The 20,643-nt window shown below is 63.2% G+C and carries 8 protein-coding genes and 1 pseudogene; 1 reads left to right on the top strand and 8 read right to left on the bottom strand.

The genetic code is table 11. The features are described from left to right. Window positions 1–73: 73 nt before the first annotated feature. Window positions 74–604, bottom strand: a complete 531-nt coding sequence (locus ACF8FB_RS01030; protein WP_010954997.1) for an RNA polymerase factor sigma-70 — start codon at window positions 602–604, stop codon at window positions 74–76. A 306-nt stretch (window positions 605–910) separates the two neighbouring features. Between ACF8FB_RS01030 and ACF8FB_RS01025 the strand changes: the two genes are divergently transcribed. After that, window positions 911–13,864, top strand: a complete 12,954-nt coding sequence (locus tag ACF8FB_RS01025; protein ID WP_392510851.1) for a non-ribosomal peptide synthetase — start codon at window positions 911–913, stop codon at window positions 13,862–13,864. Between the two features lie 675 nt (window positions 13,865–14,539). Here the strand turns inward: ACF8FB_RS01025 and ACF8FB_RS01020 are convergent. The 7 genes and pseudogenes from ACF8FB_RS01020 to dsbD form a co-directional block, all read right to left on the bottom strand. Beyond that, window positions 14,540–14,773 (bottom strand): annotated as a pseudogene (locus tag ACF8FB_RS01020) (RHS repeat-associated core domain-containing protein); the annotation flags it as partial. 248 nt (window positions 14,774–15,021) lie between these two features. After that, a complete protein-coding gene (locus ACF8FB_RS01015) occupies window positions 15,022–15,723 on the bottom strand; it encodes an ATP-binding cassette domain-containing protein (RefSeq protein WP_392510850.1) in 702 nt (233 codons plus the stop codon). After that, window positions 15,723–16,460: a hypothetical protein gene (locus ACF8FB_RS01010; RefSeq protein WP_392510848.1), complete on the bottom strand. Its 738-nt coding sequence runs from the start codon at window positions 16,458–16,460 to the stop codon at window positions 15,723–15,725. The genes ACF8FB_RS01015 and ACF8FB_RS01010 overlap by 1 nt, the downstream gene beginning before the upstream one ends. Further along, complete coding sequence (locus ACF8FB_RS01005) at window positions 16,393–16,557, bottom strand: hypothetical protein (protein ID WP_392510856.1); 165 nt, start codon at window positions 16,555–16,557, stop codon at window positions 16,393–16,395. Before ACF8FB_RS01005 ends, ACF8FB_RS01010 begins: the two co-directional genes overlap by 68 nt. A gap of 603 nt (window positions 16,558–17,160) precedes the next feature. Beyond that, window positions 17,161–17,919: a thiol:disulfide interchange protein DsbG gene (gene dsbG / locus ACF8FB_RS01000; RefSeq protein WP_392510847.1), complete on the bottom strand. Its 759-nt coding sequence runs from the start codon at window positions 17,917–17,919 to the stop codon at window positions 17,161–17,163. A 1-nt stretch (window position 17,920) separates the two neighbouring features. Continuing rightward, window positions 17,921–18,757, bottom strand: a complete 837-nt coding sequence (locus tag ACF8FB_RS00995) for a prolipoprotein diacylglyceryl transferase family protein (protein ID WP_392510846.1) — start codon at window positions 18,755–18,757, stop codon at window positions 17,921–17,923. Beyond that, a complete protein-coding gene (dsbD, locus tag ACF8FB_RS00990; protein ID WP_392510844.1) occupies window positions 18,757–20,472 on the bottom strand; it encodes a protein-disulfide reductase DsbD in 1,716 nt (571 codons plus the stop codon). The genes ACF8FB_RS00995 and dsbD overlap by 1 nt, the downstream gene beginning before the upstream one ends. Window positions 20,473–20,643: the final 171 nt, after the last annotated feature.

The raw sequence follows: 20,643 nt of genomic DNA, 5'->3' as shown, positions 1-20,643 counted from the left end.
AAACACCACACTAGCGCTGCAAGCAAAAGCGAGAGCGATCCAGGTTCGCTCTGGCGTTTGCTTGCAGCCATCTTCAGGCCTGCCGACTGGCTGTCTTGCGGCAATGCACCAGCGCATCGCGGATCATGAAGTTGACCAAGGTCGGCGATACGCCCAGTTCCTTGGCAATGTCCTTCTGCGGCACGCCATTAAGGCGGTACATCTCGAAAGCATAGCGGGTGCGCGGCGGCAGTTCGTTCAAGGCCTCCGCGATGTCATTCAGCGCGGCGCGGTTGATGTGGGTGGCTTCGGGCGAGGCGTTCTGCACCACCACGTTCATGCCTTCCTCTTCACTACCGGAGTACTTCAGCTCCATCGCCTGCTTGCGATAGTGGTCGATCGCCAGGTTGCGCACGATCTGGAACAGGTAGCTCAGCTGGGCCTTGAACGATGAGGTGATCTGCGGGGCGGTGCTGAGCCGGAAAAAGGCATCCTGTACCACGTCCTCAGCGCGCGAACGGCAGCCTGTGATACGGGCGGCGATCTTGACCAGAATGCTGCGGTTGTCGACGAAGGCCTGCAGTAATGGTGAATCGCACTTACTTGTGGATAGTTGTTCCGCCATGGAAATCACCTTGTCACAGAGGGGAGAGGAGGCGCCCAAGGTTGGGAAGCTTCCTACGACGTGCGACAAACTATGCAAGATGATAATAATTGTCAAATGCGAAGTGTAATTAATATCTGTAGGTTTCAGTTCTAAGGCGTGGCTGGCTTTGGGGGTATGCCTTATCAACCCTTAAAGCGTGACCTCCCCCGCTAATTTCTCCCCCCGCCCATCCGTTCCCCTGTGTACATCCCCGGTCGCATACGTTGCCCGCCCACGTTAGCGGAGCAGCTGTCAGACCTAACCAGACACTGGCAGGAACACCCAATGACGGACGCCTTCGAACTCCCGCTCTCGCTGGTCCAGGCCCTGGCGCAACGCGCCGCGCAGACCCCGGAAAGGATTGCCCTGCGCTTTCTCGCCGACACACCCGGTGAGCAGGCCGTGCTCAGCTACCGGGACCTCGACCAGCGTGCACGCACCATCGCCGCCGCCTTGCAGGCGCGCGCCAGCTTCGGTGACCGTGCCGTGCTGTTGTTCCCCAGCGGGCCAGATTACGTGGCGGCGTTCTTCGGCTGCCTGTATGCGGGCGTGATCGCGGTGCCGGCCTACCCGCCGGAGTCCGCGCGCCAGCAGCACCAGGAGCGTTTGCTGTCGATCATCGATGACGCCGAGCCGCGACTGCTGCTGACCGTGGCGGCGCTGCGCGACAGCCTGCAGGGCCTGGAAGCCCTGGCGGCGGACAACGCCCCCCAACTGCTGGCAGTGGATGGCTTGGACCCGGCCCTGGCTGCGAACTGGCGTGAACCCGTGCTCAAGGGCGATGACATCGCCTTCCTGCAGTACACCTCCGGTTCCACCGCGCTGCCCAAGGGCGTGCAGGTCAGCCATGGCAACCTGGTGGCCAACGAGCAACTGATCCGCCAAGGCTTTGGCATCGACCTCAACCCCGACGATGTGATCGTCAGCTGGCTACCGCTGTACCATGACATGGGCCTGATCGGCGGCCTGCTGCAGCCGATCTTCAGTGGCGTGCCTTGCGTGCTGATGTCGCCGGGGTACTTCCTGGCCCGGCCGTTGCGCTGGTTGCAGGCCATCAGCGAATACGGTGGCACCATCAGCGGCGGGCCCGACTTCGCTTATCGCCTGTGCAGCGAGCGGGTCAGTGAGGCTTCGCTGGCCGGGCTCGACCTGAGCCGCTGGCGCGTGGCCTATTCCGGCTCCGAGCCTATCCGCCAGGACAGCCTGGCCACCTTTGCCGACAAGTTCCAGGCCTGTGGCTTCGACCCGCAGAGCTTCTTCGCCAGTTATGGCCTGGCCGAAGCCACCCTGTTCGTTAGCGGCAGCCGTCGTGGCCAGGGTATCGCCGCGCTTGAGCTGGATGCCAAAGCCTTCGCCGCCAACCGCGCCGAACCCGGCACTGGCAGCGTGCTGATGAGTTGCGGCTTCCCGCAGCCGGGGCACGCGGTACGCATCGTCGAGCCGCAACAGTTGCAAGTGCTGGGCGACAACCAGGTGGGGGAAATCTGGGCAGGCGGCCCGAGCATCGCCCGGGGCTACTGGCGCAACCCAGAAGCCAGCGCTCGAACCTTCGTCGAAATGGACGACCAGACCTGGCTGCGTACCGGCGACCTGGGCTTCATGCGTGACGGCGAGGTATTCGTCACTGGGCGTCTGAAGGACATGCTGATCGTGCGTGGGCAAAACCTGTACCCACAAGACTTGGAGAAAACCCTCGAGCGCGAAGTTCAGTTGCTGCGCAAAGGCCGTGTGGCGGTGTTCGCCGTCGAGCACCAGGGCGAAGAGGGCATCGGTGTCGCGGTGGAGATCAGCCGCAACGTGCAAAAGGCACTCAAGCCCCAGGACCTGATCAAGACCCTGCGCCAGGTCGTCGCCGACGCTTGCCGACAGGCCCCGGCCGTGGTCCTGCTGCTGAACCCCGGCGCGCTGCCGAAGACCTCCAGCGGCAAGTTGCAGCGCTCTGCCTGCCGCCTGCGCGTGGACGATGGCAGCCTGGACTGCTATGCCCGTTTCCCTGAGGTGAGCGAAGCCGGTACCCGTGCATCCGCTGGCGACGAGCTGCAAGCACGCATCGCCGCTGTGTGGCGCGACATCCTCAAGGTAGAGGCGGTGGCTGCGGACGACCACTTCCTGCTGCTGGGCGGTAACTCCATCGCCGCCACCCAGGCCACAGCGCGCCTGGCCGATGAGTTGGGTATCGACCTGAGCCTGCGTACCCTGTTCGAGGCGCCGGTACTGGCCGACTACAGCAAGGCCGTGGCACAGATCATCGCCGATGGCGCCGCTGGCACCGCAGCCATCACCACGCTGGAGCGCGCCCAGGCGTTGCCCCAGTCGCTGGCGCAAAACCGCTTGTGGTTGCTGTGGCTGCTGGAACCGCAATCAGCGGCCTACAACATTCCCGCCGGCTTGCATCTGCGCGGCGAGCTGGATGTCAACGCTCTGCAAGTGGCCTTCCAGGCACTGGTGGCGCGCCATGAATCGCTGCGTACCGTGTTCAGCGAAGAGAATGGCCAGGCGCTGCAGCGTATCCTGCCTCAACAGCCGTTCAGCCTGCACCGCCTGGACCTTGAAGGGCACTCGCCCGAGCAGGTCGCCGTGCAGCGTGAAACCGAGGCCCGCCAGCCGTTCGATCTCACCCAGGGCCCGCTGCTGCGGGTAACCCTGGTGCGCCTGGGCGACGAAGAGCATCAGCTGTGGGTGACCCTGCACCACATCGTTGCCGACGGCTGGTCGCTGAACATCCTGCTCGAAGAATTCGCCAAGCTGTATGCCGCTCGCTGCCAAGGCCTGGAGGCCAACCTGGCGCCGTTGCCCCTGGGTTACGCCGACTACGGCAGCTGGCAGCGGCAATGGCTGGCTGACGGTGAAGCCGAACGCCAGTTGCAGTACTGGAAGGCACACCTTGGTGGTGAGCTGCCGGCGCTCGACCTGTGCACTGACCACCCGCGCGCCAGCCAGCGCGAGCACAGCGCTGCGCGCTTCAACCTCAAGGTGCCGGCCAGGCTTGGCGAAGCGCTCAAGAGCCTTGCCCACCAGCAGCAGGCCAGCCTGTTCATGGTCCTGCTGGCAGGTTGGCAGGCGCTGCTGCAGCGCTACAGCGGCCAGGCCGATATCCGCGTCGGCGTGCCCAACGCCAACCGCCCGCGCCTGGAAACCCAAGGCATGGTCGGTTTCTTCATCAATACGCAGGTGCTGCGCGCGCGATTCGATGGCCGTCACTCGTTTACCCAGTTGCTGACCCAGGTACGACAGGCCACGTTGCAAGCCCAGGCTAATCAAGACCTGCCCTTCGAACAGCTTGTCGAAGCCCTGCCCGATGCGCGCGAGCAGGGCCTGTTCCAGGTCATGTTCAACCACCAGCAACGCGACCTGTCAGCCCTGCGGCGTCTGCCGGGGCTGTTGGCCGAAGAGCTGGCGTGGCACAGCCGCGAAGCCAAGTTCGACTTGCAGTTGCACACTGAGGAGGACCATCTGGGCCGCCTGAGCCTGGCCTTCGACTACGCCACGGAGCTGTTCGAAGCCAGCACCGTCGAACGTCTGGCCCATCACCTGTTGGCGCTGTTGGAACAGGTGTGTGCCGCGCCGCAGCAGGCGCTGGGCGACGTGCAATTGCTGGATGAGGCCGGTCGTGCGCAGCTGCTGGGTTGGGGCCAGGCACCGGCCGCCGCAGCGCAGCACCTGTTGGTCGAACAACTCAATGAGCAGGCACGCCTGACGCCGCAGCGCACCGCCCTGGTTTGGGACGGGGGCAGCCTGGATTACGCCGGGCTGCACCAGCAAGCCAACCGCCTGGCCCACTACCTGCGTGACAAAGGCGTCGGCCCCGATACCTGTGTGGCCATTGCCATCGAGCGCTCACCGCAATTGCTGGTCGGCCTGCTAGCCATTCTCAAGGCCGGCGGTGCCTACGTGCCGCTGGATGTCGATTACCCTGCCGAACGCCTGGCCTACATGCTGGCCGACTGCGACGCCCGTTTGCTACTGAGCCACAGCAGCCTGCTGGGCAAGCTGCCGCAGGTCGACGGTGTCAGCGCCATTGCCCTCGACCAGTTGCACCTGGACAGCTGGCCCAGCCATGCCCCCGGCCTGCACCTGCACGGCGATAACCTGGCCTACGTTATCTATACCTCCGGCTCCACCGGGCAGCCCAAGGGCGTAGGCAATACCCATGCGGCGTTGGCCGAGCGCCTGCAGTGGATGCAGACGACCTATGCGCTGAATGACAGCGACGTGCTGATGCAGAAAGCGCCGATCAGTTTCGACGTCTCGGTGTGGGAATGCTTCTGGCCGCTGGTCACCGGCTGCAAGCTGGTGCTCGCCGGCCCTGGTGAACACCGCGACCCGCAGCGTATCTCTGCCCTGGTGCAGGCTTATGGGGTGACTACGCTGCACTTTGTACCGCCGCTGTTGCAGGTGTTCGTCCAGGAGCCGCAGGCAAGTGCCTGCAGTAGCTTGCGCCGGGTGTTCTCGGGTGGCGAAGCGTTGTCCGCCACGCTGCGTGACCGCGTGCTGCAGGTGCTGCCGCAGGTGCAGCTGCACAACCGGTATGGCCCGACTGAAACCGCCATCAACGTCACCCACTGGCACTGTCAGGTGGTGGACGGCGAGCGCTCGCCCATCGGCCGCCCGCTGGGCAATGTGCTGTGCCGCGTGCTGGACGATGAGCTGGAACTGAGCGCCCCCGGTGTGCCGGGCGAACTGTACCTCGGTGGCGCGGGCCTGGCCCGTGGTTACTTGGGCCGCCCCGGCCTCACTGCCGAGCGCTTCGTACCCCAGGCCGACGGCAATGGTCAGCGTCTGTACCGCAGTGGCGATCGCGCCCGCTGGCAGGTTCAGCTGGAGGCCCTGGAATACCTTGGCCGCCTCGACCAGCAGGTCAAGGTGCGCGGTTTCCGCGTCGAGCCCGAGGAAGTGCAGGCCTGCCTGCTGGCACAGGCGGGTGTGGAACAGGCGCTGGTGCTGATCCACAAGGACGCCGTTGGCGCGCAACTGATCGGCTATTACAGTGGCAGCGCCCAGCCTGCCGAGGTGCTGGCCGTACTGGTTGAGCAATTGCCAGCCTACATGGTGCCGGCGCAACTCATCCCTTTGGCACAGATGCCACTGGGCCCCAGCGGCAAGGTCGACCGCAAGGCACTGCCTGCTCCAGTGTGGCAGCAGCGTGAGCATGTCGAGCCACGAACCGAGCTGCAACAACAGGTCGCGGCCATCTGGCGCGACGTGTTGAATCTGCCGCGCATTGGCCTGCAGGACGACTTCTTCGCCCTCGGTGGCCACTCGTTGCTGGCTACCCAGATCGTTTCGCGCACCCGCCAGGCCTGCGATGTCGAGCTGCCGCTCAAGGCCCTGTTCGAAGCCAGCGAGCTGGGCGCCTTCTGTGCCGAGATCGCCCGCCTGCGCGCGGCCGGCGAGCGCAACCTGCAAGGTGCAATCGCCCGTGTCGACCGCCGTCAGGCAGTGCCGCTGTCGTACTCGCAGCAGCGAATGTGGTTCCTCTGGCAGATGGAGCCGGACAGCCCGGCGTACAACGTCGGCGGCATGGCACGCCTGCGCGGCACCCTGCACGTGGACGCCTTCGAGCGTGCGCTGCAGGCGCTGATCGTGCGCCACGAAACCTTGCGCACCACGTTCCCCAGCATCGACGGCGTGCCGTACCAGTGCGTGGCCGAAGACAGCGGCCTGCATCTGGACTGGCAAGACTTCAGCGCTTTGTCAGACGATGCCTGCCAGCAACGTTTGCAACAACTGGCCGACGACCAGGCGCACCAGCCCTTCGACCTGGAGCGGGGGCCGCTGCTGCGCGCCTGCCTGGTCAAGGCCAACGAGCGCGAGCACTTCTTCGTGCTGACGCTGCATCACATCGTCACCGAAGGCTGGGCCATGGACATCTTCGCCCGCGAACTGGGCGAGCTGTACGAAGCCTTTGTCGATGACCGCGAGTCGCCACTGGCGCCGCTGCCGGTGCAGTACCTGGACTACAGCGTGTGGCAACGGCAATGGCTGGAAAGCGGCGAGGGCGCTCGACAACTGGCCTACTGGAAGCACCGCCTGGGCGACGAGCACCCGGTGCTGGCGTTGCCTGCCGACCGCCCGCGTCCGGCAGTCCAGAGCCACCGTGGCGAGCTGTACCGCTTCGAACTCGATCCGGCACTGGTGGCCCGCGTGCATGCTTTCAATAGCCAGCGCGGCCTGACCCTGTTCATGACCATGACCGCCACCCTGGCCGCCTTGCTGCACCGTTACAGCGGCCAGCGCGACCTGCGTATCGGCGCGCCGGTGGCCAACCGCATCCGCCCGGAAAGCGAAGGCCTGATCGGCGCTTTCCTCAACACCCAGGTGCTGCGTTGCGAGCTGGACGGCCAGATGACCGCCAGCGCGCTGCTGGAGCAGATTCGCCAGGCTGCCATCGAAGGCCAGTCGCACCAGGACCTGCCGTTCGACCAACTGGTAGAGGCCCTGCAGCCACCGCGCAGCAGTGCCTACAACCCGCTGTTCCAGGTGATGTGCAACGTGCAGCGCTGGGCCTTCCAGCAAAGCCGCACGCTGGCCGGCATGCAGGTGGATTACCTGGTCAACGATGCCAGCGCCACCAAGTTCGACCTGTATCTGGAGGTGACCGACCTGGACGGCCGGCTGGGCTGCTGCCTGACCTACAGCCGCGACCTGTTCGACGCGCCGCGTATCGCGCGCATGGCCGAGCACTGGCAACAACTGCTGGTCGGTTTGCTCGACAACCCGCAACACCGCCTGTGCGAACTGCCAATGCTGAGCAGTGCCGAGCAACAAGTGCTTACAGGCCAATTGCAGGGCGAACACGATTTCGACCTTGGCCAGACCCTCCACGGTCTGTTCGCCGCCCAGGCCGCGCGCACGCCACAGGCTGGCGCGCTGACCTTCGCCGGCCAGCACTTGACCTACGCCGAGCTCGACCAGCAGGCCAACCGCCTGGCGCGTGCCCTGCGCGAACGGGGTGTCGGCCCGCAGGTGCGCGTGGGCCTGGCGCTGGAGCGCTCGCTGGAAATGGTCGTCGGCCTGCTGGCCATCCTCAAGGCCGGCGGCGCCTATGTACCGCTCGACCCCGAGTACCCGCTCGACCGCTTGCGCTACATGATCGAAGACAGCCGCATCGGCTTGCTGCTCAGCCAGCGTGCGCTGCTGCACACCCTGGGTGAGCTGCCTGAAGGCGTGGCCAGCTGGAGCCTGGAAGACGATGCCGCCAGCCTGGCGGCCTACAGCGATGCGCCGCTGGACAACCTCAGCCTGCCGCAGCACCAGGCTTACCTGATCTACACCTCAGGCTCCACCGGCAAACCCAAGGGCGTGGTGGTCAGCCATGGCGAGTTTGCCATGCATTGCCAGGCGGTGATCGCTGCATTCGGCATGCGCAGCGATGACTGCGAGCTGCATTTCTATTCGATCAATTTCGACGCTGCCAGCGAGCGCCTGTGGGTGCCGCTGTTGTGTGGCGCGCGCGTGGTATTGCGCGCCCAGGGGCAGTGGGGCGCCGAGGACATCTGCCAGTTGGTGCGCGAGCAGCAGGTGAGCATTCTGGGCTTCACCCCCAGCTACGGCAGCCAGCTGGCGCAGTACCTGGGCGGGCGGGGCGAACAATTGCCGGTACGCCTGGTGATTACCGGTGGCGAGGCGCTGACCGGCGAGCACTTGCAGCGCATCCGCCAGGCCTTTGCGCCGCAGCAGTGCTTCAATGCCTACGGCCCGACCGAAACCGTGGTCATGCCGCTGGCGTGCCTGGCGCCAGACGCGTTGCCAGCAGACCTTGGCAGCGTACCGATCGGCCGCGTCATCGGTAGCCGTACGGCCTACATCCTCGACGAGGATCTGGCCTTGTTGCCGCAAGGCGGCATTGGCGAACTGTATGTCGGCGGCGCCGGCCTGGCCCAGGGTTACCACGACCGGCCAGGCCTCACTGCCGAGCGCTTTGTCGCCGACCCGTTCAGTGCCGAAGGCGGGCGCCTGTACCGTACCGGCGACCTGGTACGCCTGGGTACCGATGGCCTGGTGGAGTATGTTGGCCGTGCCGACCAGCAGGTGAAGATCCGCGGCTTCCGCATCGAACTGGGCGAAATCGAGAGCCGCCTGCAAGCGCACGAGGATGTCGACGAGGCCGTCGTGCTGGCGCTGGACTTGCCGGGCGGCAAGCAGCTGGTGGGCTATCTGGTGTGCAGGCAGGCCACCGCCGGTAGCGACGCGCAACAACTGCTGCGCGAAGCGGTGAAAGCCGATGCCCGCCAGCACCTGCCCGACTACATGGTGCCTGCGCATCTGGTGCTGCTCGACAGCCTGCCGCTGATGGGCAACGGCAAGCTCGACCGCCATGCGCTGCCGCTGCCGGACCTTGAGCAGGCGCGGCAGCAATACCAGGCCCCTGGCAATGAGGTGGAAGCACAGCTGGCGCAGATCTGGCGCGATGTGCTCAACGTTGCCCGGGTCGGCGTGCAGGACAACTTCTTCGAGCTGGGGGGCGACTCGATCCTGTCGATTCAGGTGGTCAGCCGCGCCCGCCAGGCCGGCTTGCAATTCACCCCGCGCGACCTGTTCCAGCATCAGACCATCCAGACCCTGGCAACTGTGGTTCAGCTCAGCGAAGCCGCGAGCACGGTGGAGCAGGGTCTGCGCCAGGGCCAGGCCGGGTTGACGCCGATCCAGCACTGGTTCTTCGACAGTGACGTGCCACAGCCGCAACACTGGAACCAGACCGTGCTGCTGGAGGTGCGCCAACCCTTGGTTGAGGCCACCCTTGAACAGGCATTGGCTGCGCTGGTGCAGCACCATGACAGCCTGCGCCTGCGCTTCAGCGACGCCCAGGGCCGCTGGCAGGCCCAGTACGTGCAGCCTGGCGCCGAGCAACTGCTGTGGAGCGCCACTGTCGCCGATTTCAATGATTGTCAGGCACTCTACACCGACGTGCAGCGCAGCCTGGACCTGCAACAGGGGCCGCTGCTGCGCGCCTTGCTGGTGCGTGACGGGCAGGGCACCCAGCGGTTGCTGCTGGCGATTCATCACCTGGTTGTTGATGGCGTGTCCTGGCGGGTGCTGCTGGAAGACCTGCAGGCGCTGTACCGTGGCCAGCCTCTGCCGGCCAAGACCCACGCCGTCGGCGACTGGGCTGCGCGCCTGGCCAGCTACGCCGGCAGCGATTCGCTGCGTGACGAACTGGCCTGGTGGCAAGGCCAGCTGGGCGGTGTGCGTCGCGAATTGCCGTGCGACCATCCGCAGGGCAGCAATTTGCATCGCCACGCTCAAACCCTGGCCATCGGCCTGGACGTGGAGCAAACCCGGCAGCTGTTGCAACTGGCCCCGGCGGCTTACCACACCCAGGTCAACGACCTGCTGTTGACTGCACTGGCGCGGGCCTTGTGCCGCTGGAGCGGCGATGAAGAAGTGCTGGTGCAGCTCGAAGGCCATGGCCGTGACGGGTTGTTCGAAGACATGGACCTGACCCGCAGCGTCGGCTGGTTCACCAATGCCTACCCACTGAGCCTGCGTCCGCTGCCAGGTGAAGACGACGCGGCGCGGGCCGGTTCGATCAAGCGCATCAAGGAACAACTGCGCCAGGTGCCGCACAAGGGCCTGGGCTACGGCGTACTGCGCTACCTGGCGGATGCCGCCGGGCGCGAGCAGATGGCGGCCTTGCCGCAGGCGCGCATCACCTTCAACTACCTGGGCCAGTTCGACCAGCAGTTCGACAGTACAGCCTTGTTCCAGCCCCTGGAGGCCCCGGCCGGGTTGGCGCATGACCTCAATGCGCCGTTGCCCAACTGGTTGAGCGTCGATGGCCAGGTGTATGGCGGTGCTCTGCAATTGCGCTGGACCTTCAGCGCCGAGCGCTACGACCAGCAGACCATCGCGGGTCTGGCTGAGGCCTATCGTCAGGAGCTGCTGGCGCTGGTCGCGCATTGCCTGGCCGATGGCAATGGCAGCTTCACCCCATCAGACTTCCCGCTGGCGCACCTGACTCAGGAACAGATCGACGCATTGCCGGTCCCGGCCGCGCAGATCGAGGACGTTTACCCGCTGACGCCGATGCAGGAAGGCATGCTGCTGCACACCCTGCTGGAGCCGGGCACTGGCCTGTACTACATGCAGGACCGCTACCGCATCAACAGCGCCCTCGACCCTGAGCATTTCGCCCAGGCCTGGCAGGCGGTGGTGGCGCGCCACGAAGCGTTGCGCGCATCGTTCAGCTGGAACAGCGGCGAGGCGATGCTGCAGATCATCCACAAGCCGGGCAACCTGGCGGTGGACTACCAGGACTGGCGCGGCCTGGCTGAGGATGCCCAGGAGCAGCGCCTGCAGGCCCTGCACAAGCAGGAGCGCGAGGCCGGCTTTGCCTTGCTCAGCGAGGCACCGTTCCACCTGCGCCTGGTGCGCGTGGCCGATGAACGCTACTGGTTCATGATGAGCAACCACCACATCCTTATCGATGCCTGGTGCCGCTCGCTGTTGATGAACGATTTCTTCGAGGTCTACCAGGCCCTTGGCGAAGGCCGTCAGGCCCAACTGCCGGTGCCGCCGCGTTACCGCGATTACATCGGTTGGCTGCAACGCCAGGGCCTGGACGACGCACGCGCCTGGTGGCAAGCCAACCTGGCCGGCTTCGAACGTGCCACAGCCATCCCGAGCGACCGCCCGCTGCGCCATGACCACGCCGGTAGCGGCATGGTCGTCGGCGACTGCTACACCCGCCTGGAGGTGAGTGATGGTGTGCGTCTGCGTGAACTGGCCCAGGCTCATCAGCTCACCGTCAACACCTTCGCCCAGGCGGCCTGGGCCTTGGTGTTGGCGCGTTACAGCGGCGACCGCGATGTGGCCTTTGGCGTGACCGTGGCCGGTCGCCCGGTGAGCATGCCGCAGATGCAGCGCACCGTCGGCCTGTTCATCAACAGCGTGGCCCTGCGCGTGCAGTTGCCCATCGCTGGCGAGCGCTGTAGCGTACGCCAGTGGCTGCAGGGCCTGCTGCAAAGCAACATGGAACTGCGCGAGTACGAATACCTGCCGCTGGTGGCGATCCAGGCGTGCAGCGAGCTGCCCAAGGGCCAGCCGCTGTTCGACAGCCTGTTCGTGTTCGAGAATGCGCCGGTTGAAACCGCCGTGCTCGATCACGCCCAGCTCCTGAACGCCAGCTCCGACTCGGGCCGTACCCACACCAACTTCCCGCTGACGGCGGTGTGCTACCCGGGTGATGACCTGGGCCTGCACCTGTCGTTCGACCAGCGCTACTTCGACTACCCGACCGTCGAGCGCCTGCTGGCCGAATTCAAGCGCCTGCTGCTGGCGCTGGTACAAGGTTTTGAAGGAGAGGTGAGCGAGCTACCGCTGCTGAGCGCCCAGGAGCAAGGCTTCCTGCTGGAGGACTGCAACCGGACCGAGCGGGTTTATCCGCTGGAACAGAGCTACATCGCGCAGTTCGAAGCGCAGGTCGTGGCGCATCCACAGCGTACCGTGGCCCGCTGCCTGGAGGCGTCCTATGATTACGCCGGGCTGAACCTGGCGGCCAACCGCCTGGGCCATGCGCTGGTGGCTGCCGGGGTCTGCGTGGACCAGCCAGTGGCACTGCTTGCCGAGCGTGGGTTGCCGCTGCTGGGCATGATTGTCGGCAGCTTCAAGGCCGGCGCCGGCTACCTGCCGCTGGACCCGGGCCTGCCGGCGGCGCGCCTGCAAAGCATCATCCAGCTCAGCCGCACGCCAGTGTTGGTGTGCAGCGCGGCCTGCGCCGAGCAGGGGCGGCAGTTGCTCGGTGAGCTGGAGGCTGCGCTGCGGCCGCAACTGCTGGTCTGGGAAGACGTCCAGGCCAACCCGATCGCATGCCACAACCCGGGTGTCCACAGTGGCCCGGACAACCTCGCCTACGTGATCTACACCTCAGGCTCGACCGGCCTGCCAAAAGGGGTGATGGTCGAGCAGCGCGGCATGCTCAACAACCAGCTGAGCAAGGTGCCTTACCTGGCGCTGAGCGAGCAGGACGTGATTGCCCAGACCGCCTCGCAAAGCTTCGACATCTCGGTCTGGCAGTTCCTGGCTGCGCCGCTGTTCGGCGCCAAGGTAGAGATCGTGCCTAACGCCATCGCCCATGACCCGCAGGGCTTGCTGGCGCACGTGCAGGCCACCGGCATCACCGTGCTGGAGAGCGTGCCGTCCCTGATCCAAGGCATGCTGGCCAGCGACCACCAGGCCCTCGACGGCCTGCGCTGGATGCTGCCGACCGGCGAGGCCATGCCACCGGAGCTGGCGGCGCAGTGGCTGCAGCGCTACCCGCAGATCGGCCTGGTCAATGCCTATGGGCCGGCGGAGTGCTCGGATGACGTGGCGTTCTTCCGCGTCGATGCCGCCTCGACCCAAGGCAGCTACCTGCCAATCGGCACGCCAACCGATAACAACCGCCTGTACCTGTTCGGCGAGGACCAGGCACTGGTGCCGCTGGGTGCGGTGGGCGAGCTGTGCGTGGCGGGTACGGGTGTAGGCCGTGGCTACGTCAGTGACCCGGTGCGCACGGCGCTGGCGTTCATTCCTCACCCTTATGGGGCGCCGGGCGAACGCCTGTACCGCACTGGCGACCTGGCGCGGCAACGCCCGGACGGTGTGCTGGAGTACGTCGGGCGCATCGACCATCAGGTGAAGATTCGCGGCTATCGCATCGAGCTGGGCGAAATCGAGGCCCGGCTGCATGAGCAGGCGGAAATTCGCGATGCTGCCGTGGCGGTGCAGGAGGGCGTGAACGGCAAGCATCTGGTTGGTTACCTGGTAGCGCACCAGGGCGTCAGTGCCGATGCCGCGTTGCTGGAGCAGGTCAAGCAACGACTGCGTGCCGAGTTGCCGGAGTACATGGTGCCGTTGCATTGGGGCTGGTTCGACAGCTTGCCGCACAACGCCAACGGCAAGCTCGACCGCAAGGCCCTGCCAGCCATCGACATCGGCGGTCAGTACAGTCAGGCCTATCTGGCGCCACGCAACGAATTGGAGGACGTGTTGGCGGGTATTTGGGCCGATATGCTCAAAGCCGAGCGGGTGGGAGTGCACGACAACTTCTTCGAGCTGGGCGGGCATTCATTGCTGGCCACGCAGATCGCTTCGCGGGTGCAGAAGCAGCTACAGCTGAACGTGCCGCTGCGGGCGATGTTCGAGTGCAGCACGGTGGAGGCGTTGGCCGAGTATGTCCAGGGGCTGCTGGGCAGTGCGCTGGATGATGACAAGGTCGACCGGCTCAGTGACCTGATGGCGGAGCTGGAGGGGCTGTGATGGGCAGGGGCGCTTGGCGCCCCTTTCATTGGTCGGGTTGCGCACACTGCGGTTGAGTCGTTCATCCGGATTTGCAGATCAATCAGGCAGTCGCTCGTTGCTGGCTATTTTCGTGAAGAGGCCCTCAAAGCTAGGCTAATAATCGCCAAACGGTTCCCTTAGAACCCACTGGTCAACAATTGGCCGTCGTACTCGAATATTAGTAAATGCATGTTCTTCAATTAAATAACTTTCCCTGGTTGCCTCATTTTTCCCATTCCATATTTTTTTGATCTTGCCCGCAGCCACGAGCACATCGAAATCCTTGATGTACACACCAAATACACGAGCTTCACCTTTGTGAAGCTTGGCGGCTGCATTCGCATAGCGCTCGGCCACGCCATAGTTGCGTGTAAAATAAAACCCCTGCCCATGATCAACAATTTGATGTCGCTGGGGCTGAACGCCAGACTCTAAAGACCACGTAGAGCTCCTGATGCCGCCATGATATCCTGCAAATACATAATCTGGCGGAAGATTGTTTGAGGTATGTGCAGGCGCGTGGACCGGTTCTAACATTGTCATCCGCACCTCGAGACGGTGATACTTACCTTCCCCTTTTAAGAGCGCCCCATGCCAATCTGGTATGGGGGCGCGACCTGAGAATGCCGAAGATAACCTTCGCCAAAAACGGAAATGCCCACTTGGATCCTGCCAGTTTATTGGATCTCCCTGGCAATAACCATATGCATTCAGACCACCGCGCTTGAACGGGCTGAAACTGTCAGGCGAGTTGAAACGCATGAGCCCAGGGCTAAATGCCCGTAAACCGTTACCCAGCAAATAATTACCAGTCATCGGGTCCGGTCGCTCACCGTTAAAACCCAGCAGGCCCGATGAGTTCGGGTGATACCCATAAGGTGAGTAAATGGATGTGTTAGCGGCCGACATTTCGCTCGCCTCATCAATAGGATTCATGTAAGTAGGCACCATGATGTTTTTCTCGGCGTGGCTTTGCGGTCGACTTTGACAGTGTTTGTTAAAATGCGCTACTGATAAAAATAACAGGTTGTGTGGAAGGGGCTGAAGCGGCCCTGTGTTTCTGGCTGACTTCACTTTCGTCGCGGTTTTAATCTGGGTGCTTTGCTGAATCCAGGATTTAATTTTTAGGATTTCCCCTAGGTCGATGCATTAATAAAGGCTTCATCCAGCGATTTGGCATGGTGGCGTTCCATGAACTGTCCACCACTGTCAAACGCTTCCAGTCGTTTGTTTGCGAGCATATAAAAGCGCTGGCAGTTTTTCGTGATTTCCTCTGTGTAATGAGAAGATATCAGCACGCTCGTACCTTCCGCGCACGCGCTTTTTATACCGAGCCATATATAATGTCGAAATTCAGGGTCTACGCCAGCCGTTGGCTCGTCAAGAATGATCAAGTCACTGTTTAAAAGCAACAAGGTCAGCGTGAAGTAGCTGCGAATTTCACCGTAGCTGCAATTGGCGGCTTTCTTCTTGGCAATTTCTGCATATCGCTTGGACAGTGACGGGGACCATTTGGCTAGTTTCGAGAGAATCTCTGTGTGATCTGGGGAAACGTTGGGGGTCAGGCTGGTGATTAGCTTGCCCGCTTCGTCCATGCGCAGTAAGGGGGGCGGTGTAAGGATTTGGGTCAAATAGGCCTGACGCCTGGATACATTGGAAATGGTGCCTTTCGCCGGTTTCTTTATTTTACAGATGAGGTCGAAAAGGGTTGTCTTTCCGGCCCCGTTGTTGCCCAGAATGCCAACCAGTTCCCCCGCTTTTATAGTGAGTTCAATGTCGTTCAGCAGCGGGTTTCCGCTGTATCCGAAGTGAAGGTTGTTTATAGTTAAAATGTCCATCAGTATCGGCTCCATATGGGTTGGATTCTGAAATGCCTTCCGGTCAGGTATGTCGAGGCTGCAGAGGCCGAAAGTGCAATCAGGAAACTGTTGAGAAGGGGCATTTCGCCATGGAAGATCTGCGCGCTTAGAAAGAGCGGGTTGATCAGCGTTAGCGCCTGCGAAGCATCGTGCCCCAGCGTGGCACCGGTGTATCCGGAGACCAGCATGAGAAATGACATGAGTGAGAAAAGTGTGCTGGCTGTGCTGAATTTTATCGGCAGCGCAGCGATCCCCAGGCCGATACAGGTGAACATGAGGTAGCTGGTGTAGAAGCATGCCATCAGATAGAGGTATTCAGGAAGTGAGTAGTGACCTCGTAAGGGTTTGGTCAAGAGGTAGAATAGTGTGGCGTAAAGCGAGCTCAATAAAAAATAACTGAGTGTGTGGGCCGTCAGGAATAGCTTGATTGCGCTGTGTTGGTAGATGAAGGACCGCGTGAAGCCACTTTCCCTCCTGCCGATGAGGTAGAAGCTGAATCCAAAGAACGCGAGGGTGGCAGAGATGTATGAGTAGAACCAGGCGGCTGAAGCGGTATAGGTCGAGGCTGCATGCGTTGGCTGGGTGATGATGAAGAGTATGCAAGGGGCCAGCGCTGACCAAAGAAGCGATGTGGGCTCCCTCAAGTGCTCAGTGGTCAAGATTTTTGTGATGGTCATGATTTTTTTTGCGCTGCGGATCGATTGGGTTGGATTCATAAGTAGACCAATTAAGTGTCATGGTTGCGGTGTTAATTGATTTCGCAGTGAGTGTCGAAGCCAATGCCATGAGGCTAATGCCATATTGATTTTTCATGAGTGTCTCCTGGTTTTGGGTGTGGTCTGAAATGTATGGGTATGGAGGTTTAGACGTTCGGCTGTTTCAAGTCAATCTTTCGGTGGGGATGGCGTGGCTGGATGTGATATTGGAGTGTTCGGTTTAAAGCTATTTTTGTGGGAAAATTCTTCAGAGGGGCCTTGCTTAAATCTGATAATGTTGTTTGGGGTTTATTTTTTCTTCTAATTGTGTAAGAAATTTCTGTTTTCGATGCTCGAATGCTTTGTTGTGAGTGTCCGAATGTTCTTTATTGTGCGTGTGTGTAGGATTTGAATAAGGGAAGCAAGCAAACGATGTTTAACGACAGGGCGTGCCGAATAATTGTTTCTAGATATGTTGAGTGGCAGATTTAAATCTGCGCGGGGTAGATTTGCCCGCTCGGGAGATTTAATGCTTGCGAAAGAACGGCCTGCGTCCAATCACCAATGTGCGTCCACTCCCGATCAGTGTAGGAGCGGGTTTACCCGCGAATGCAGTGCCGGCGGCAACAGTGAACGGCTGGTGGAAATTGGCCAGCAGGTCCGGCCCTTTCGCGGGTAAACCCGCTCCTACACCAGCTCGATCTTTGCCCCACCACATGCACTAGCGCTTGCCCAGAATCTTCCCCAGCATCTCCGGCCGTGGTGCCCCTTGCTGGCTTTGCAGGTTGCCTTGCTCATCCTGATAGAAAATGGCCGGGGTCGCCTGCAACCCCATCTCTTCCATCAACGCCATGTTCGCCGCCAGCTTCTGTTGCACAGCCTCTGGCACCTGTTCCAGCGCCTTCAGGGTGCTGGCCTTGCCGGCCTTCTCGTGCTGTTGCAGTGCCTTGGCCGGGTCTTTCGCCGCCAGCAGCGCCGCCGATTTGCCCGGGCTGTCTTCGCGGATGATGCCGACCATGATATGGCGTAACTGCACCTTGCCCGAATCCACCCATGGCCGCGCCTGTTCCCAGAACATGTTGCAGTACGGGCAGTTCGGGTCGCTAAACAGGTACACCTTGCGCGGCGCATCGGCCTTGCCGTCGGCGATCCACGCGGTCTTTTCCATTTTCGCCCAGATTTCCTTGCTCATCGGCGCGTATACCAGCTTTTGCAGCGGCTCGGCGCTCAGGTCCTTGCCCTGTTCGTCGAACAGGCTGCCGACCAGCACGTGCTTGCCGTCGGGGGTCAGGTACAGGGCCAGGGCGTTGTTCTGGTACTCGGCGGCATAACCACGCAGGCCGTTGGGCGCATCGAAGCTGCCCTTGATCACGGCGCCCTTGGCTTGCAGTTGCTGAACGGCCTTGGGCAGTTCTTCGGCCTGCAGGGCAGGGGAGGCCAGCAGGGCCAGGGACAGGGGCAGCAGTGCAGTCAATCGCATGTCAGTTTCCTTGTGCGGCAGGGGCGGGCGCAATGGCCCGGTCGAAAGGTTCCAGAGCGTGGCGCAGGCTGGCCCGGGACAGCTCGCCCAGGTGGCTGCCGACCAGCCGCCCGTTGGCGTCGTAGAACAGGGTAGTGGGCAAGGCCATGGAGCCGACACGCTGGGCCAGCAGGCCGGTGCCGTCGAACAGCACGTGGGTCAGGCTCAGGCCGGTGGTGGCGAGGAAGGTGCTGACGTTTTCCGGGGTTTCGCCCTGGTTGACGAACAGGAAGGTCACGTGCGGGTAAGCGCTTTGTGCCTGTTGCAGCACTGGCATCTCACGCCGACACGGTGGGCACCAGGTGGCCCAGATGTTGATGACCAGCGGCTTGCCGCGGTAGCTGTGCAATGCCACGGCCTGGCCGCCGGCGTTGCGCAGGCTCAGTTCGGGCAGTTCGGTGCCTTTGCTGTACAGGTGACCACCGAGGCTGGCCAGGCCCCAGAACAGTGCGCCGCTGAACAGCGCCCAGCCTAGCGGGCGGCGCAGGCCGGGGTGGCGCCAGCCCTGCCACAGGGCTCCGAGCACGATGCCGGCAAGGCCCGACCAGAACAGGAAGCCGCCGTCACGGATGTCGATCATTTGCAGCGGGTCGTTCTGGTACATCGGCCAATAGGCCAGCACGAAGCCGGCGCGGGCACACAGCAGGCCGATCAGGAACAGGTTGAACAGCGCCGATTCCGGGCTCTCGCCGCCACGTCGGGCGACCCACCAGCCGACCACGCTGGCGATCACCAGGGCGGTGAGCATCAGCAGGTGGTTGAGGGCCATGGTCAGTGGCCCGAGTGTTACGGTAAGCATCAGCCTTGGCTCCTGGTCTGGACCCAGTGTTGCTGGAACGCTGCTGCATCCACCTCACCGGTGATGCGCCGCGCGCGGCGTTCTTCGCCTTCCGGGCCAATCCAGATGATGCTGGGCGGGCCGGGTACTTGGTAGCGCTGCAGCAGGGCTTTGCTGGCTGGGCTGTCGGCGGTCACGTCCAGGCGCAGCAGGTGCACGCCGGCCAGGCCGGTCTGCACGTCGCTGCGGGCGAACACCTGTTTTTCCATGACTTTGCACGACACGCACCAGTCGGCATAGTAGTCGAGCATCACCCACTGGCCGCGGGCTTTGGCCGCGTCCAGCTCACGTTGCAGGTCCTCGGGGCGGCTGACGGTGACGAAGCTGTCCTCGGCATGCTGGCCAGCGGCCGCTGTGCTGCCACCCCCGGCGAACGGGCGTAGTGGCTGCCAGAGGTCGTCGCCGCCTGCTGCCGCACCGACCAGCAACAGGCCGCCCCACAGCGCGCCCAACAGCGGTACGGCGCGCAACGCCGGCAGCCGCTGCAGGGCTGGCCAGGCAGCCCAGGCCAAGGCGATCAGCCAAGCGCCGCTCAGTGCCAGCAGCAAGGTAGCAGGCAGCAGGCTGCGCACGGTGTACAGCGCCATGGCCAGGAACACGAAACCGAACACACCCTTGACCCGGTTCATCCACGCACCCGGGCGCGGCAGATAACGGTTGCCCAGGGTTACCAGCAACAGCAGCGGCACGCCCATGCCCAGGCCGAGGCTGAACAGCACCAGCGCGCCTTGCAGCACGTCACCGCTCTGCGCGATGTACAGCAGCGCACCGGCCAACGGCGCAGTCATGCACGGGCCGAGCAACAGGCCGGACAACGCCCCGAGCAATGCCGCGCCATACAGGTTGCCGCCACGGGTACCTTGCCCGGCGCGGTCCAGGCGGTCGCGCAGGGCGGCAGGCAGTTGCAGTTCGAAGACGCCGAACATCGGCAGTGCCAGCAGCACGAACAGCCCCGCCAGGCTGCCCAGCAGCCAGGGTTGCTGCAGCCAGGCCTGCAGGCTGGCACCCAGCAGGGCAGCAACCACCCCGAGCCCGGCGTACACCAGGGCCATGCTCAGCACATAGACCCCGGCCAGCAGCCAGCCGCGCCGGGCACTGGCGCCATTGCCCAGCACCAGTCCGGCAAGGATCGGCAGCATCGGTAGCGAGCAGGGGGTTAAGGCCAGCAGCAGCCCAAGGCCGAAGAACGCCAGCAGGCTCCAGGCCAGGTGGCCTTGCTGAAGGCCGCTGGCCAGGGCCTGGTCGCTGGCTTGCTCGGCGGCGGGCGTTACGCTGCCACCCAGGTCGATCGAGGTGGTCTGCGGCGGGTAGCACAGGCCGGCATCGGCGCAGCCCTGCCAGCCCAGGCGCAACTGACCCTGGGCGTTGGCAGGCAATAGCAGTTCAAGCTGGTCGCGATACACCGCGCTGTCGCCGAAGAACTCGTCGTGATGGTTGAGTGCCGGTGGCAGTTGCGGGTGTTGCTCGGTGGGCAGGCCATCGAACTTCAGGCGCTTCTGGTACAGGTAGTAGCCCGGCTTGATCTGGAAGTACAGGCGCATCTGGCCGTCGGCCTGGCGGTCGTGGGTGAGCACGAAGGCTTGGTCAACCGGCAGGAAGTCTGGTTTCACATCGAACGGGTTGGCTTGCAACGGGCCGGCCAGTAGGAGTGTGAGGAAGAGCAGGAGAACGCGCATGTCTTCGCCTTGGCAGATCTGGGAATGGGGCCATGCTGGCTGGGGTTGATTAAATGAAGGTTAACGCGGGTGTTGGGGTTGGGGGTGGGTCAGGAGTAGTAAGAGTTTTTTCTGGGTTTGCGGGGTCTTCGTTGTTGGATTTTCGAGGGGGCGGCGTTGGGATTTTGAGGT

The sequence above is a fragment of the Pseudomonas sp. yb_2 genome (assembly GCF_043103905.1).
In the GTDB taxonomy this organism is placed as follows: domain Bacteria; phylum Pseudomonadota; class Gammaproteobacteria; order Pseudomonadales; family Pseudomonadaceae; genus Aquipseudomonas; species Aquipseudomonas alloputida.
This window is presented reverse-complemented; position numbering and strand designations above follow the sequence as displayed.